We start from the raw sequence: 16,137 nt of genomic DNA on the forward strand, positions 1-16,137 counted from the left end.
GTATAGATAAAATAAAAAAACTCTTACTACAAAGGTAGTAAGAGTTTTTTTATAATGTAATATAGATACTTAGTAGTTCCACATATCCTGCTCGAAATTACGAATCTTCTCTTTTACTCTTTCAGATTCTAGCAACTGATTTTGTGCATTATCTTTCATGTATTCTTTGATCTCACGATCTCCGTACAAGTTTTCTTCTTTGTAGATTACTGCATTAAAACGTCTTGAATTCAAGATCTGATCGAATGAAATTGGCAATGCTGAATTATTGTCGTTAAAAGCTTTCGCTTCATGTAACGCTTCTCTCGCATTAGGGAAGAAAACCCAAAATAACTCAATATAATCCTTCTCATCACTGTTCATCGTATAAACGTCAGGGGTAACTGGACAAAGTCCAAGTAAACGATATTTCAATTCACTTTGACGTTTATCAAAATACCAGTATCCTTTAATTTTATATTGTGTAACATCCTGAGCTGTTAAATCTTGTTTCAGAATATATTCTGAAGGAACTGTTCTTGTAGCTCCAACCGTTTCGTCAACATAAGTTACAACTTTCTTTTTACCAGTACCAGTAACTACTTTTTTCTTCACAACGTGAGTTTTGTAGTCATCCGGATATTGGTTGATAAGTTCTCTACCAGCATCAGTTGTATCAATACGAGATAATGATCCTTCGATGTCCTTCATAGATTTTTTAGTATTGAAGTAACTGTCAGTATAAATTTCAGTTACCTTACCACTTTTGATGGCTTTCGTTAAAACGTCATAAAGTGAACGTCTATCTGAACCAATATTAGCTGTATCTACTGGAAAATATAATGGAAAGTTGATTTTTTCATTCAAATCAATGATCTCCCAAGTTGTTTTTCCCATCAAGACATCTCTATCATCTACATAACCATAAGCCAATGGCTTATCGTTGTCTGAGATAAGTTGTGCAGGAGTCTTAAGTCCTATCTGATCTGGTGTTTTTGCATTAAGCAAATTCGATTGCGCATTAGAAGCGAAACCGCCTGCGATAGAAACTATAGCTATTAAAAAATTTCTTACTTTCATCATGATATCATTATAAGATATTGAACGTAGTTTTACCTACTAATTATTGTATTTCGTAAATTACCGGAGCAGTACGTGGCAATAAATAACTACCAGCTCCAACAAGTTTAGTTTTAATTTCAGAAATAGTAACCTGATCTCCTCTTCCAGCTTTAGAAAGAACTGATTTACATTGTGCATTTAATCTATTACCATTAACAACAACTGTAGGTTGTCCGGCAATTTTTAAGTTAAATCCAACAACATCTAAACCAACTTCAAAATCAAAATCAAGTAATTTAGCACCAATAGTAGCAATCTCTAAGTTAGATTTAGGTCCTTTAACAACACCCATTTCACCTCTAATTGTACCTGTTGGCCCAGGAATACCTTTAATTCTGAATGATTTCTTATCTGTAACTTTGTCACCGTTTGGTAAAGTTCCTGTAACTGAAATTGTAGTCTCAGTACCTGAACCCGGGCTCATGTTATATTTACCAGGTTTTCCGGCAGAAGCCAGACCTGGAGCACTTGCAACAATTTTGTTAGCATCAACACCAGCAAATGAAACAGAGATTGGGTTAACAACACCTCTATAAACAACATTCATTTTATCAGCAGAAATAGTAGCTGAATTAGGTTTTGGTACTACAACATAAGTTCCTTTAAATTTCAAAGGAATGTTTTTTCCATCCTCTAAGAACGTAAATTGTCCATTGATATCCTGTTCTCCAACACCACCAGCAGTTAATGAAATAACAGCTTGTCCGTTAACGATTTTTCCAGGACCCTGGAATGAAGTTGGTTTAGTGTTTTCGTCATAACGACCTAAAACTACCTTACCTGTAACTTTTTCTCCTTGAAAGTAAGCATTTTTATCTAAAACAACGATTGCCTGATAATTGCTGTAAGAAGCAGCAGCAACCGCAGCTTTTCCTAAAGCAGCACTATAAACATCAGATTCTGCTTTTTGAACGTCATTTTGCCAAGCTGAAAGTTTAGCTAATGAAGCAACTGCAGGAAAACCTTTAAAGTGGTATGCTAAATACTTATCTTTTAAACCTTCTTTGTTTTTTACATCAGAAACATCAAATTTCTTTTCAACCTCAGCTAAAATTGCAGCATACTTTTTGTCTGCTAAGGCAGCTTTCATGTCTGCTTTATATTTTTCAATCTTAGAGATGATTTCATTTCCTTTAGCAGTATATCCTTCACCAGTAAACCAGTTGTCGATATTATCACCTTTGTCCATAGACTCATAAGGTAATTTTCCTGTTTCTTTATCAGATTCAAAACCTTTTAAAACATCACCTTTTAAAGAACCGATGTATGCATAAAATTCTTTCGAAGTTGTTTCAACTTTATGAGCTGTAACTGCAGCAATAGCAAATTCTCCTTTTGCCTCAGCCGCTTTTTGGTCTAACGACATCAATAAACCAGCATTTGATTGTTCTGAAGATGTGTTAGCGCTTTCAAATTTTTCATTCATTAATCCAAAAGCAGATAACACTTCTTTGGACATATTCATTGCTAACATTGCGATGAAAACCAGATACATCAGGTTAATCATCTTCTGTCTAGGGGTTAATTTTCCTCCTGCCATTTTTTTCTAATTAGTTCTTATTAATAAATTTAATATAATAGTTAAAAACTAATTATCCTTTGTTACTCATTGCAGAAAGCATACCACCATAAACACTGTTTAAAGAAGCAATGTTTGCAGTCATTGATTGCATTTGTTCTTTTAATTTAGAAGCATTTTCAGCGATTTCGCTGTTTGCTTGTGCATTTCTTGACGCACTTTCTAATTGTACTTTGTATAAGCTATTTAAAGATTCCATTTGTGCAGCAGCCATAGACATCTCTTCAGCATATTTCTTTTGTCCTGCAATAGAATCTACTGTTGGAGAAATTGCTTTTGCAGCTCCTTCGAAATTTTTGATTGAATTTCCTAAGCTTGACATTAATTCACCGTCAATTTTAGCTTCTTTCAACATAGCATCTAATTTTTGAGACAACAAACCTTGGGCATCAGTTGGAGTCTCCACTTTGTCAGCTTTTTTTCTAGCCTGACCATTCGCTAATTCAGGGTAAACAAGAGTCCAGTCTAATTCGTCGTCTACTGGTTCGAAAGCAGAAAGAGCAAAGATTAACGCCTCAGTTACTAATCCAATTGAAAGCATCAACGTTCCTGTTAATGGTCCGATTTCAAAGTGAGTAATTTTGAATAATGCTCCAATGATTACTACTGCCGCTCCCATACCATAAGCGAAATTCATTGCTTTTTTACTTAATAATGCCATAATACTTTTTTTTAGGTTTTAATAAAATAGATTTGATTTGGTTATTGAATTTAATTATAATTTACTTTTTCTTTTTTCCGCCAGTTACCTGAGTTCCCATGTAATCTTGTACAGTTCTGAAACCAATGTAACTTCTTGCAGAGTCAGCATATTCGTGATCACGTGTACTTACCTGTAGGAAGTAAGCAACATCTTTCCATGATCCGCCACGAACCACTTTTCTTTGATTGTTTCCGTCAATAACGTTTGGATTCATTGTTGAAACATATTCATATGCATTTGGATTGTAAGCTGAATCTGTCCATTCTGAAACGTTTCCTGCCATATTATACAATCCGTAACCATTTACATCATAAGATTTAGCCTCTACTGTATACAAAGCCTCATCAGCAGCATAATCTCCTCTGCTTGGTTTGAAGTTTGCTAAGAAACATCCTCTGTCACTCTTAGTATAAGGACCTCCCCATGGGTAAGTTGCAGATTCCAGACCTCCTCTTGCAGCATACTCCCATTCTGCCTCTGTAGGTAATCTGAAAGCATTTACTAAATCACGTCCTTTTTTCTTAGATTTAATGTAACTGTTTTTATTTAAAGTTCTCCATGCACAAAAAGCTTTAGCTTGTTTCCAGGTCACACCAACTACAGGATAATCTCCATAAGCTTTGTGCCAGAAATAGTCATTATGCATTGGTTCATTATATGAATAAGCGAAATCTTTAATCCAAACTGTTGTATCAGGATAAATTCCGATTTGTTCTGTTTTAACGAAATCTTTTCTTTTCCCAACTTTAGCTTTAGCAGCAGCCTGAATATCCATCCATGAATAACGGAATTTCAATTTATTCACATCAATTGTTCTTAAACCATTGTATGATTCTTCAATTGGCAAATACATAGAATCCATTACTTCAGTGTAATACTCATCTGGATAAGCTTTAGTATCTTTAATTAACTTAACTTTTTTGTTTAATTTTCTACCAGCATATGGATCATCTTTCGTTCCTACACTGTAGTAATTATCATACATATACTTATCATACGCCGTCATTTTATCTGGCTCAGAATCATTAAATGCATAATCAGCAATACTACCTGCCTTTTTACCTTTACCATCACCAGCAGCTTTTTGTCCAGTTTCATCAGCCAAAATAGCCAAACGAACTCTCATTGTAGAGTCTTTTACCCACTCCACAAACTGACGATACTCGCTATTTGTGATTTCAGTTTCATCCATATAAAATGAACGAACTGTTACCGTTTTAGTTGGAGCGTCTTCTACATTAGCTAAATCAGCATCTGATTTACCCATAATAAAGGATCCACCAGGAACTAATGTCATTCCATAAGGTTTCTCAGGATGCCATTTCCCTCCTGTAACACCAACTAACTCACCCTTGTCACCTGACTTACCACAGCCGATTACTAGTGTTAATATTGCTGCAAATGCAAAAAACTTCTTCATATAAATTTGGGATTATCTATTCATTATTATAAGTCCGTAAACGTATTTATTATTTATCTAAAAAACAATACTAGTTGCGAAATTTATTTTACCGTTCAAAAATAATGTTAAATAAAATAAAAAAAAAATATTTCATCGACAAACTAGCGCAAAAAATCGACGTAAAACGTTAAATTTTATATTATATATTTATTTTCCTACTAAATTATCTTAACTTATTTTTAATAATTCTAAAGAATTAAGATTTTTTTAAAAATTATATTTTATAAAGCATTTTTTCTTTGTGCTTTCCACCATCTTTCTGGCAATTCTTGATTACAAGCACACAAATATTCTTCATAAGAACACGGTAATAACGTATTTCTTTTCAATTTATTGTTCCCATTTGATACAAACGGAATTTCAATCCACCAACGCTCTGTTTTATCACTTTTGTAAAAGATAAGTTCTTCATCTTCAAGCGGCACAATGTATTTCAGATAGTTAGTTCTGCTGCCAAATGGATATTCTTTAGAACGATAATGATATCCTTCAATAAAATACCAAACAATTTGGGCAATCATTGCCGACTCATATACGGTACTATTGTGATTAAAGATTCCAAATGATGAAACTTTATCACTAATTCCGGCATATCTTGAAAGCGAACAAATTTCTTTTCCATTGAAACCATTAGGTTCAAAAGAAATATTATTACCTGAATCTGAAGATTTTATCGAATTCAAATCAATAGTAACCAAATCAGCATCTCTAAAAACAGGTTCAGCCAAAGCAATATTATTTGAAATTTCCCCTAAACGATAAGCATCAAAGAACAGCTTTTCAATCAAATCAATTTCTTCCTGCGAGTTATAGTAGGTTTGATATCCTATATTACAATAATTGAACAGGTTATTTGGCTCATCTATAATGATTTTCGTCAGATACGAATTAGCCGAAACCGTTTCATTTTCCTTACCAAAATCAAATCGATTATCTACAGCAACCATATTTACCATTTGCTCTAAATCATCATAAGCACGATACAAGGCATAGGTCAAATCCTGCGAACCTCCCACGACTATAGGAATAACTTTATTCTTAATTAAAGCAGCAGTTACTTTTTTTAACGCAAAATAAGTATCTTCTACAGAATCTCCCGCAAGGATATCACCCAAATCAGCAATAGATGCATCCCAGTTACCAGGAAACATACTATACAGTTTTTTTCTAACTGCATTCAGGTTAACTTCATTAACCATATTAATGTTTCTTCGATCTTCTAAAACACCTACTATAGCTATCTGCACCTTGCTAATATCAGGAAATTGATCCTGAGTATGCAAAACAATTTTGCTACCCAATTCTTGTGAAGACAACGAACTAATGAATTGTAAAATTCCGTCGTTAACTGGTTCTAGAAAATCAAATTCCATTTATTATTTCTTTTTAGCAGCTGTTTTTTTAGCCGGAGCTTTTTTTGCTGTTGTTGCTTTTTTTGCTGGTGTCTTTTTAGCTGGTGTTTTTTTCGCAATCATTTCCTGAACTTCGGCCAATGTTAATTTCGTTGCATCAACATCTTTACTTAGTTCAATTTTGATTTTGCCTTTTGTAATAACCGAGCGGCCCCAACGTGCTTTTTCGACTAAAATTCCTTCGTCTTCCCAATTGTGAAGCACTTTGTCGATATTCTTTTGTAATTTATCTTCGATTAATTCTTCAACATCAGCTTGTGATAAATTATCAAAATTGTATTTTTTGCTCACATTCACAAAAAGACCATTCCATTTGATGAATGGACCAAAACGCCCCACACCTTTTTGAACTGCTTCTCCTTTGTAAACTGCAATTGGCGCATCAGCAAGTGCTTTTTCGTCAATTAACTCCTGAGCTCTTTCTTTTGTAACAGCTAATGGATCTTCTCCTCTTGGCAGCGAAATGAAAACACTTCCATGACGTACATAAGGTCCGTAACGTCCATTACTTACTTCAACTTCTTCTCCTTTATATTCACCTAAGTTTTTAGGCAATAAAAATAAATTCAAAGCATCTTCTAAAGTAATATTTCCAATATTTTGATCGGCCATTAAACTGGCAAACTTTTTATCTTCATCATCCGCTTCTCCAATCTGAGCCATCGGACCAAATTTTCCTAAACGAACAGATACCTGTCTTCCATCTGCATCTTTACCCAGAATTCTTTCACCGCTTTCTCTTTCTGCATTTGCCTCAACATCTTTAACATTTGGATGAAACTTATCGTAGAATTCCTGCATCATGGTTGCCCAGTCAATATTTCCTTCAGCAATTTCATCAAAATCCTGCTCTACTTTTGCAGTGAAATTATAATCAAGAATATTTCCGAAATTCTTAACAAGAAAATCAGTAACAATAGTTCCAATATCTGTTGGAACTAATTTCCCTTTATCAGAACCTGTGTTTTCTTTCAACAACTTCTCGCCTACTTTATCAGCTTGTAAAGTAAGTTGTGTATAATTACGTTCCTGACCTTCAAGTGTTCCTTTTTCAACATAATTTCTGTTGATGATAGTTGAAATAGTTGGTGCATACGTAGACGGGCGACCAATTCCTAGTTCTTCTAATTTTTTCACCAAAGAAGCCTCTGTATAACGTGCCGGCGGTCTTGAATATCGTTCTGTAGCTGTAATATAATTGTTAGTTAACTTTTCGTTTACTTTTAAAGCTGGCAACATTCCTTCTTGTTCTTCCTCATCATCATCGTGTCCTTCAAGATATACTTTAAGAAAACCTTCAAACAATAATACTTCTCCTGAAGCAGTAAAAATTTCGTTGTGATTATTCGCTTCAATTTTTACATTTGTTCTTTCTAATTGTGCATCGCTCATTTGAGATGCCAACGTTCTTTTCCAAATCAAATCATACAAACGAGCCTGGTCACGATCAATGTTTACTGTGTGACGCGACATATCTGTCGGACGAATTGCTTCGTGCGCTTCTTGTGCTCCTTTGCTTTTATTTGCGAAAGTTCGAGGTTTTGAAAACTCTTTTCCGTATGATTTTATGATTTCAGCTTCAGCAGCATCCATTGCATCTTTAGAAAGATTCACACTATCCGTTCTCATATAAGTAATAAGTCCGGCCTCGTATAAACGTTGTGCAAGCTGCATTGTGATTCCTACTGGCAAATACAATTTTCTGGCAGCTTCCTGTTGAAGTGTAGAAGTTGTAAAAGGTGCTGTTGGAGATTTTTTGGTAGGTTTAGTTTCTAAATCGGCTACCTTATATTTAGATCCGATGTTTTGTTTTAAGAAATCTTCGGCTTCTTTTTTAGTATTGAAGTTTTTTGGCAATTTAGCTTTGAAAGCTTTCCCTGCCTCATTCACAAATTCTGCTACAATTGAATAACTGGCAACTGCATTAAAATTCTGAATTTCGCGTTCTCTTTCTACAATCAAACGAACAGAAACAGATTGTACACGTCCGGCAGAAAGTCCGCCTTTAATTTTTCTCCATAAAACCGGAGACAATTCGTAACCTACCAAACGATCCAGAACACGACGTGCCTGTTGTGCGTTTACTAAGTTATAGTCAATTTCTCGTGGGTTCTCGATTGCTTTAAGAATCGCTGATTTGGTAATTTCGTGAAAAACAATTCTTTTGGTTTTTTTAACATCTAGTTTTAATTCTTCCGCCAAGTGCCATGAAATAGCTTCTCCTTCGCGGTCCTCATCACTTGCTAACCAAACCATTTCGGCATTTTTAGATAGTGTTTTTAATTTACTTACTAAGGCTTTTTTATCAGGAGAAACTTCATATTTAGGTTTAAATCCATTTTCTACATCTACCCCTATTTCCTTTGATGGTAAGTCGGCTATGTGGCCATAACTTGACTCGACCTGAAAATCACTTCCTAGAAATTTCTCTATCGTTTTCGCCTTTGCAGGTGATTCCACTATTACTAAATTCTTTGCCATTGATCTATTTTTCTGCAACAAAAGTAGAAGTTTTTTTTAAATATCAACCTTGATAATGCATTTTTGAGTTATTTTGATATTATGTTTCTAAAAATTGCAGATTTATCTGTATTCTCACCTATTATATATATAGGTATAATTTTAAATCGATTATGTATCAAGAATGTACTTTTATTTAGAATTTTAGATTTCAGACTTTAGATTATTTAATCTACATCCATTTCGGGTAGTAAATTTAACCGCAAAGGTCGCAAAGGTTTACGCAAAGGTCTCCACAAACAGCTTTCCGAACGTAATGAAGCCAATTAGCAAACAAAAAAATACTGTGCGTGCTTTGCGGTAAAATTAACTCAGCAACAGAGGTCGTAAAGATGTACACAAAATTAACCAGGCCCTAATCTGCTACTTTTAAGAGTACTGCAAATCAATCTAAAATCTTAACTCTAAAATCCAAAATCTTTTTTCTGCCATCTTGTCATATTTATACCTTTTGCGTTATCTTTGCACTTTGAAATTATACAATGGAAAAGATTATTGAAGAAAGCAAGCAGGGCGAAAGTCTTGTTTTAGAAAATAAACCTGAGAATACTAAAAAACTTTTTATAGAAAGTTACGGTTGTGCGATGAATTTTTCGGACAGTGAGGTCGTAGCTTCTATTTTATCGATAAACGGATATAACACTACACAAACTCTTGAAGAAGCCGATTTGGTTTTGGTAAACACCTGCTCGATTCGGGATAAGGCGGAACAAACTATTCGCAAACGTCTGGAAAAATATAACGCGGTAAAACGTATAAATCCGAAAATGAAAGTGGGCGTTTTGGGCTGTATGGCCGAGCGTTTGAAAAGTCAGTTTCTGGAGGAAGAAAAAATTGTTGACCTTGTTGTTGGTCCTGATGCTTACAAAGATTTGCCAAATTTATTGGCAGAAGTGGAGGAAGGACGCGACGCCATTAATGTAATTTTATCGAAAGAGGAAACGTACGGAGATATTTCGCCGGTTCGTTTAATGAGCAACGGAATTACCGCATTGGTTTCGATTACCCGTGGTTGCGATAATATGTGTACGTTTTGTGTTGTGCCTTTTACACGTGGGCGCGAGCGTAGCCGTGAACCTCAAAGTATCATGAAGGAAATTCAGGTTTTATGGGATAAAGGTTTTAAGGAAATAACGCTTTTGGGACAAAACGTTGACAGCTACCTTTGGTATGGCGGCGGTTTGAAAAAGGATTTTGTAAGCGCTTCTGAAATGCAAAAAGCCACTGCTGTCGATTTTGATCAATTACTTGAAATGGTTGCGGTTGGTTTCCCAAAAATGCGAATCAGATTCTCAACTTCTAATCCGCAGGATATGCACGAAAGCATTTTGCATGTTATCGCCAAATATCCGAATATCTGCAAACACATTCACTTGCCAGTTCAGTCTGGAAGCAACAGAATTTTAAAAGAAATGAATCGTCTGCACACTCGTGAAGAATATATGACTTTGATTGATAAAATTAGAGCTATTGTACCAAATGCGTCGATTTCACAAGATATGATTGCCGGTTTCCCAACAGAAACAGAACAAGACCATCAAGATACGATGAGTTTGATGGAATATGTGAAATATAATTTCGGTTATATGTATTCATATTCTGAACGCCCAGGAACTTTGGCAGGAAGAAAGATGGAAGATGATGTTCCGGAAGAAACGAAAGCCAGAAGATTAAAGGAAATTGTCGATTTACAACAAAAACATGCCTGGTTTAGAAGTGAGGAATACGTTGGGCAAGTTGTGGAAGTTTTAGTTGAAAAAGTTTCCAAGAAATCAAAAGAAGAATTCTCAGGAAGAAACTCTCAAAGTATAACGGTTGTTTTCCCAAAAGAAAACTATAAAATTGGAGATTTCGTAAATGTAAGAATTACAAGTTGTACCAGTGGAACATTGAAAGGTGAAGCAGTTGGTTTGAGTGAAATGAATTAATTTTTTTTAACCGCAAATTTCACAAATTTCACAAATTAATTCTTCATGACTGATACAACTGAATATTATTACAAGAAAGACGAGAACTATAAGATTGTAGGCATATGTATGGAAGTGCATAGAGTATTAGGCCCAGGTTTACTCGAAATTGTATATAAAGATGCATTAGAAATAGAATTTAAAAATAATAGAATTCCTTATCACCGAGAAAAGGAATTTGCTATAGAGTATAAGGGAATTATTTTACCCCATAAATTTTATGCTGATTTTATAGTTTATGATGACATAATTTTAGAAGTAAAATCTGTAAAGGAAATATGCAATGATCATCTGGCTCAAACATTAAATTATATGAAACTTGCAGATACTCCCGTTGGAATAATTGCAAACTTTCAAAACAAATCATTAGTACATAAACGATTGATAAATTCTTAAAATGAATTTGCGAAAATTTGTGTAATTTGTGGTTAAAAAATATTACGATTCAACCATCAGTTTTGTCGAGAAACCTGAAATATATAAAACTTGAAACAAAAATCAAATGGAAACAGTTCAAGCAATAAAACAACGATTTGAGATTATTGGGAATGACCCAAAATTAAATCGCGCCATTGAAAAAGCCATTCAGGTTGCTCCTACTGATATTTCGGTAATGGTAACTGGGGAAAGTGGCGTTGGTAAAGAGAATATTCCGAGAATAATCCATTCGCTTTCGCACAGAAAGCATGGTAAATATATTGCTGTAAACTGTGGAGCTATTCCGGAGGGAACAATTGACAGTGAGCTTTTTGGACACGAAAAAGGCGCTTTTACAGGAGCTACAAGCACACGTGAAGGTTATTTTGAAGTTGCTGACGGCGGAACCATTTTTTTGGATGAAGTGGGCGAATTGCCTTTAACTACTCAGGTTCGTTTGCTTCGTGTTTTAGAAAATGGAGAATTTATAAAAGTAGGTTCTTCTCAGGTTCAGAAAACAAATGTTCGAATTGTTGCGGCAACCAACGTGAATTTATTCAATGCAATCGAAAAAGGAAAATTCCGTGAGGATTTGTACTATCGTTTGACAACAGTCGAAATCACTTTACCACCTTTGCGAGAAAGAAACGAGGACATTCATTTGTTGTTCCGAAAATTTGTGGCCGATTTTGCTCACAAATACAAAATGCCTCCGTTGAAATTAGATGACGATGCAGTTCAGCTTTTGCAAAAATTCAGATGGAATGGTAATATTCGTCAGTTGCGAAATGTAGCGGAGCAAATATCTGTTTTGGAAACGAATCGCGATATTACACTTGCTACGTTACGATCTTATTTACCAACCGAAGGAAGTAATTTGCCTTCTGTAATTAGCGATAAGAAAAAAGATGATTTTAGTACGGAGAGAGACATTTTATACAAGGTGCTTTTTGACATGAAAAGCGATTTGAATGATTTGAAAAAACTCACTTTAGAATTGATGAAAAACGGTTCATCTAAAGTGCAGGATATTAATCCGAATTTGATCCAGAAAATATACGGTTCTCAGGAAAACGACAGCGAAATTGATTTTGAAGAAGAACCAAGAACGGCTGTAATGACACCGGCAACGCGCGAAGATAGTTATCGCATCCAGGATGATAATAATTATTTAGATGCCGAAACCATTGAAGAAGAAGAAATTCTGCGTTTAGAACAAAAAGAAATCGAAATGATTAAAAAATCATTAGAAAAAAATAAAGGAAAACGAAAAGCGGCGGCTGATGAATTGGGAATTTCGGAGAGAACTTTATATAGAAAAATTAAACAATTCGATTTGTAGTTTTTGACACAAAGACACAAAGACGCAAAATGTTTTTAAATCAAAAAGAATATCTTTGAACTCTTAAAATTAGAAATGAAAAACTTAAAATATATTTTAATTCTGTTAATTGCAACAACTTTCAGCGGTTGCAACGTTTACAACTTTACCGGAACAGGAACAATTGATGCCAAAACTTTTCAGGTTAACTTTTTTCAGAACAACGCTGATTTAATTGAGCCAGGAATCGACAGACAATTTACATTGGCATTGCAGGATTTGATTATGAATCAAACCAACCTAAACCTGGTGAGCAACAGTGGTGATTTAACGTACGAAGGCGAAATTGTAGATTACAGAATTACACCCATGACGGCAACTGCAGATCAGCAGGCGGCACAAAACCGTTTGACGATTCGTGTAAATGTCAGATTTACGAATAGAAAAAAAGAAACAGATGATTTCGAGAAACCATTTGAATTTTATTATGACTTTCCCGGAACATCTTTACCAACAGGATCTGTTTTAAACGCAGCGATTACAACTATTTTTGAAAGAATCACTCAGGATATTTTTAATGAGTCACTGGCAAAATGGTAATTTTTTTGTTTAATTGGTAAATCGTCTGGTCGTTAAATAGATTAAATAGATTCCCGATTAAACAGCTAAACAAATAAACGATTAAACAATAAATAATGAATGTAACTGATTATACATACTTAATGAACAAACCCGATGCTATTACTGAAAAGCAGGCGGAAGCATTAGGCAATGTTTTGAATGAATTTCCATATTTTCAAAGTGCCCGTGCATTGCGATTAAAAGGGCTTTACAATCAAAATAGTTTTAAGTATAATTATGCTTTAAAAGTTACAGCGGCTCATACTACTGATCGTTCGGTTTTATTTGATTTTATTACTTCGGAAGCCTTTACGGCGATTCAGGGTGAATATTATGATCAAAAACTTAAGGACCTTTTAAATATTACTGTTTTTGACAGCGAGATTGTCTTAGCGGAAGAAAAGAAGAAACTGGCAGAAGTTCGCGTTGATCCAATCGAGCAGTCTATTTTAAATTCTATTAAGGAAGCTACGGGCGTTACTTTTGAAGAACCTGTAAAAACAGAAGAAAAGCCAATTGATACAGTTATCGGGCAACCCGTTTTAGATTCTTTTACAGAACCAACAACTGTTACTTTTGAAGAACCTGTAGTTGAAGAAAACCCAATTGATACCGTTATCGAACAACCGACTTTAGACTCTTTTACAGAAGCGGCAAACGTTACTTTTGAAGAACCTGTAAAAGTTGAAGAAAACCCAATTGATACGGTTATAGAACAACCAACTTTAGATTCTTTTACAGAAGCGACAAATATTACTTTTGAAGAGCCTGTAAAAATTGAATATAAACCGATTGATACAATCATACCAACTTTAGATTCTTTTGAAGAAGTTATAACAACTAAATTGGAAGAAGAACCAAAAATTGAAGAAAGACCAATTGATTCAGTTACGGAACAGGTTATTTTAGATTCTTTTAAAGAAGCAGCAACCGTTACTTTTGAAGAACCCGTAGAAGTTGAAGAAAACCCAATTGAGCTGATAATAGAACAACCAGGCCTAGATTCTTTTGAAGAAGTAACTTCAACTGTTGATGATAGTCCTGTTATTGAAACGACTCCAATTGTGGAATCGACACCTATTATAAAAGGCCCAACTCCAACTTTCTTTGATGAAGTTGTGGAGGAAGAAATTCCGGATGTAAGAGTGGAGCCAATTGAAGAATCAACATACAATTCGCTACAAGAAGTTTCAACAGTTGTTTTTGAAGAAGTGCCTGTAGTTGAAGAACCAAAAGCGGTTGAGGAACCAAAAGAAATTGAGGTTTCAGAAACAGTAAAAACAGCAGAAGAAAATCTGGAAATCGGAAAACCTTTGGATTTTTCTGTTAATGAAAAACATTCGTTTCAGGAATGGCTTCAATTAGCTAAAACAGAACCTATTGATCGTAGCAAAGAGGCGTATGAAGAAACAGAAGCAATTGAGAAAGTCGAAAATACAATCAAAAAGGTAGCTGAACCTGAAACAATTGACGAAGAGAAAAAGAAAAAAGCAGAAATAATCAATAAATTTATTGAAGCAAACCCAAAAATTTCTCCAATAAAACAAACTGCAATAGTCCCTGCGGTACAATTGGACAGTAATAATGAAGAGAATTCTTACCTAATGACGGAAACTTTGGCCAGAGTATATTTGGAACAAAAAAAATATACAAAAGCCATACAAGCATATGAAATATTAATTTTGAAATATCCAGAAAAAATTAGTTTCTTTGCAGACCGTATTTCGGATATTAAGATTTTACAACAAAATAACAATAATAATTAAGCAATGAGCACATTTTCAATTTTTTTAGTTTTAATCACAATAGTTTGTTTTCTATTGATCGTAGTAATCATGGTTCAAAACCCTAAAGGAGGCGGATTATCGTCTACTATCAGCGGAACTCAAATGTTAGGTGGAGTACAAAAAACAACTGACTTTTTAGACAAAAGTACCTGGACATTAGCGACTATTTTGATTGCTTTAATTTTGCTTTCAAGCTTAAGCTTTACAGGATCATTAAGTGATACTGATTCTAAACTTATTGAAAAAACTGAAGCTCCTGCAACTACAACGCCAGCAGCACCAGTTCAACAAACTCCTGCTCCGGCAACGCCAGCAGCGAAATAATCTTTTCAAAATAAATATAAGATGCCAGCCTGTCAAAGCTGGCATTTTTTTTAGGAAAAAATGTCAGTTTTTAGAGCATGGCACAATTTCTGAAAGTTCTTTGAACATTAAAAAACGTATAACTAATAATAATATAAAATCATGACTTTAAACATTAAACCGCTTTCAGACCGCGTACTTATTGAGCCTGTAGCAGCTGAGACTAAAACTGCGTCAGGGATTTTTATTCCAGATACTGCCAAAGAAAAACCACAAAAAGGAACTGTAGTTGCAGTAGGAAACGGATCTAAAGATCACACTATGACCGTTAAGGTTGGCGATACTGTTCTTTATGGTAAATATGCAGGAACAGAATTAAAACTTGAAGGAACTGATTATTTGATTATGCGCGAGGATGATATCTTAGCGATAATCTAAAATTGCTATAAGCTGTAAGCTGTAGGCTATAAGCTTCCACAAAAAGCTTAAAGCGTATTGCCTAGAGCCTAAAGCCGGCAAAAAATGAGAGATTTTAAGAAATACGATATTTGGCAGCTTAGTCATTCTTTTACTTTAGAAATCTATAAATTGACTTCTACGTTTCCGAAAGAAGAATTATACGGATTAACAAGTCAGATTAGAAGGGCAGCTTCATCAATTCCAACCAATATTAGCGAAGGATGCGGAAGAAACAGCGACAAAGAATTTAATCAATTTCTCAACATAGCTTTAGGTTCTGCCAATGAAACAGAATATCTTTTGATTTTAGCTAAAGATTTGCAATATCTAAATATTGAACTTGCAGAAAATCAAATAGAAAAAATCAACGGCATAAAAAGCAAAATTTATAAATTAAAACAATTACTGATGCAGCAGTAAGCTGTAAGCAATAAGCTATAGGCTTTAACAAAAGCTTTAAAAGCACTAAAAAAAATTATTAATTA

At 34.5% G+C, this 16,137-nt stretch carries 14 protein-coding genes and 1 pseudogene; 9 read left to right on the forward strand and 6 right to left on the reverse strand.

What is annotated here, in order from left to right:
* Nucleotides 1-69 precede the first annotated feature (69 nt).
* The 6 genes from porN to topA form a co-directional block, all read right to left on the reverse strand.
* Nucleotides 70-1,059: a type IX secretion system ring subunit PorN/GldN gene (porN, locus tag AC6CH4_RS00820; protein ID WP_498100591.1), complete on the reverse strand. Its 990-nt coding sequence runs from the start codon at nucleotides 1,057-1,059 to the stop codon at nucleotides 70-72.
* 43 nt (nucleotides 1,060-1,102) lie between these two features.
* On the reverse strand, nucleotides 1,103-2,641 hold the full coding sequence (gene porM, locus AC6CH4_RS00825) for a type IX secretion system motor protein PorM/GldM (protein ID WP_498099316.1): 1,539 nt from the start codon (nucleotides 2,639-2,641) through the stop codon (nucleotides 1,103-1,105).
* A gap of 52 nt (nucleotides 2,642-2,693) precedes the next feature.
* Nucleotides 2,694-3,341, reverse strand: a complete 648-nt coding sequence (gene porL / locus AC6CH4_RS00830; RefSeq protein ID WP_498099318.1) for a type IX secretion system motor protein PorL/GldL — start codon at nucleotides 3,339-3,341, stop codon at nucleotides 2,694-2,696.
* A 61-nt stretch (nucleotides 3,342-3,402) separates the two neighbouring features.
* Nucleotides 3,403-4,803, reverse strand: a complete 1,401-nt coding sequence (gene porK, locus AC6CH4_RS00835) for a T9SS ring complex lipoprotein PorK/GldK (protein ID WP_192185823.1) — start codon at nucleotides 4,801-4,803, stop codon at nucleotides 3,403-3,405.
* Nucleotides 4,804-5,066: 263 nt separating this feature from the next.
* Entirely contained in the window at nucleotides 5,067-6,218 is a 1,152-nt protein-coding gene (locus AC6CH4_RS00840; RefSeq protein ID WP_498099320.1) for a formimidoylglutamase, read from the reverse strand.
* 3 nt (nucleotides 6,219-6,221) lie between these two features.
* The gene (gene topA / locus AC6CH4_RS00845; protein ID WP_498099322.1) at nucleotides 6,222-8,738 is read right to left on the reverse strand and encodes a type I DNA topoisomerase; all 2,517 of its coding nucleotides are present in this window, start codon (nucleotides 8,736-8,738) and stop codon (nucleotides 6,222-6,224) included.
* A gap of 521 nt (nucleotides 8,739-9,259) precedes the next feature.
* Here topA and miaB point away from each other — a divergent pair.
* The 9 genes and pseudogenes from miaB to AC6CH4_RS00890 all read left to right on the forward strand — a co-directional run bounded on the left by miaB (nucleotide 9,260) and on the right by AC6CH4_RS00890 (nucleotide 16,072).
* On the forward strand, nucleotides 9,260-10,705 hold the full coding sequence (gene miaB / locus AC6CH4_RS00850; RefSeq protein ID WP_498099324.1) for a tRNA (N6-isopentenyl adenosine(37)-C2)-methylthiotransferase MiaB: 1,446 nt from the start codon (nucleotides 9,260-9,262) through the stop codon (nucleotides 10,703-10,705).
* Between the two features lie 45 nt (nucleotides 10,706-10,750).
* Entirely contained in the window at nucleotides 10,751-11,140 is a 390-nt protein-coding gene (locus tag AC6CH4_RS00855; protein WP_498099326.1) for a GxxExxY protein, read from the forward strand.
* A gap of 106 nt (nucleotides 11,141-11,246) precedes the next feature.
* Nucleotides 11,247-12,503, forward strand: a complete 1,257-nt coding sequence (locus AC6CH4_RS00860; RefSeq protein WP_498099328.1) for a sigma-54 interaction domain-containing protein — start codon at nucleotides 11,247-11,249, stop codon at nucleotides 12,501-12,503.
* A gap of 75 nt (nucleotides 12,504-12,578) precedes the next feature.
* Nucleotides 12,579-13,082 (forward strand): LptE family protein, encoded by a 504-nt coding sequence (locus AC6CH4_RS00865; protein ID WP_498099330.1) that lies wholly within the window; start codon nucleotides 12,579-12,581, stop codon nucleotides 13,080-13,082.
* A gap of 122 nt (nucleotides 13,083-13,204) precedes the next feature.
* A pseudogene (locus tag AC6CH4_RS00870) lies at nucleotides 13,205-13,354 on the forward strand (DUF8458 domain-containing protein); the annotation flags it as partial.
* 612 nt (nucleotides 13,355-13,966) lie between these two features.
* Nucleotides 13,967-14,869, forward strand: a complete 903-nt coding sequence (locus tag AC6CH4_RS00875; protein WP_498100593.1) for a tetratricopeptide repeat protein — start codon at nucleotides 13,967-13,969, stop codon at nucleotides 14,867-14,869.
* A 3-nt stretch (nucleotides 14,870-14,872) separates the two neighbouring features.
* Nucleotides 14,873-15,214: a preprotein translocase subunit SecG gene (gene secG / locus AC6CH4_RS00880; RefSeq protein ID WP_056194803.1), complete on the forward strand. Its 342-nt coding sequence runs from the start codon at nucleotides 14,873-14,875 to the stop codon at nucleotides 15,212-15,214.
* Between the two features lie 141 nt (nucleotides 15,215-15,355).
* Nucleotides 15,356-15,631, forward strand: coding sequence for a co-chaperone GroES (locus tag AC6CH4_RS00885; RefSeq protein WP_007806577.1), 276 nt, complete (start codon nucleotides 15,356-15,358; stop codon nucleotides 15,629-15,631).
* Between the two features lie 84 nt (nucleotides 15,632-15,715).
* Nucleotides 15,716-16,072: a four helix bundle protein gene (locus AC6CH4_RS00890; RefSeq protein WP_498099332.1), complete on the forward strand. Its 357-nt coding sequence runs from the start codon at nucleotides 15,716-15,718 to the stop codon at nucleotides 16,070-16,072.
* Nucleotides 16,073-16,137 lie beyond the last annotated feature (65 nt).

The organism is Flavobacterium sp. GQ95, from assembly GCF_059758655.1.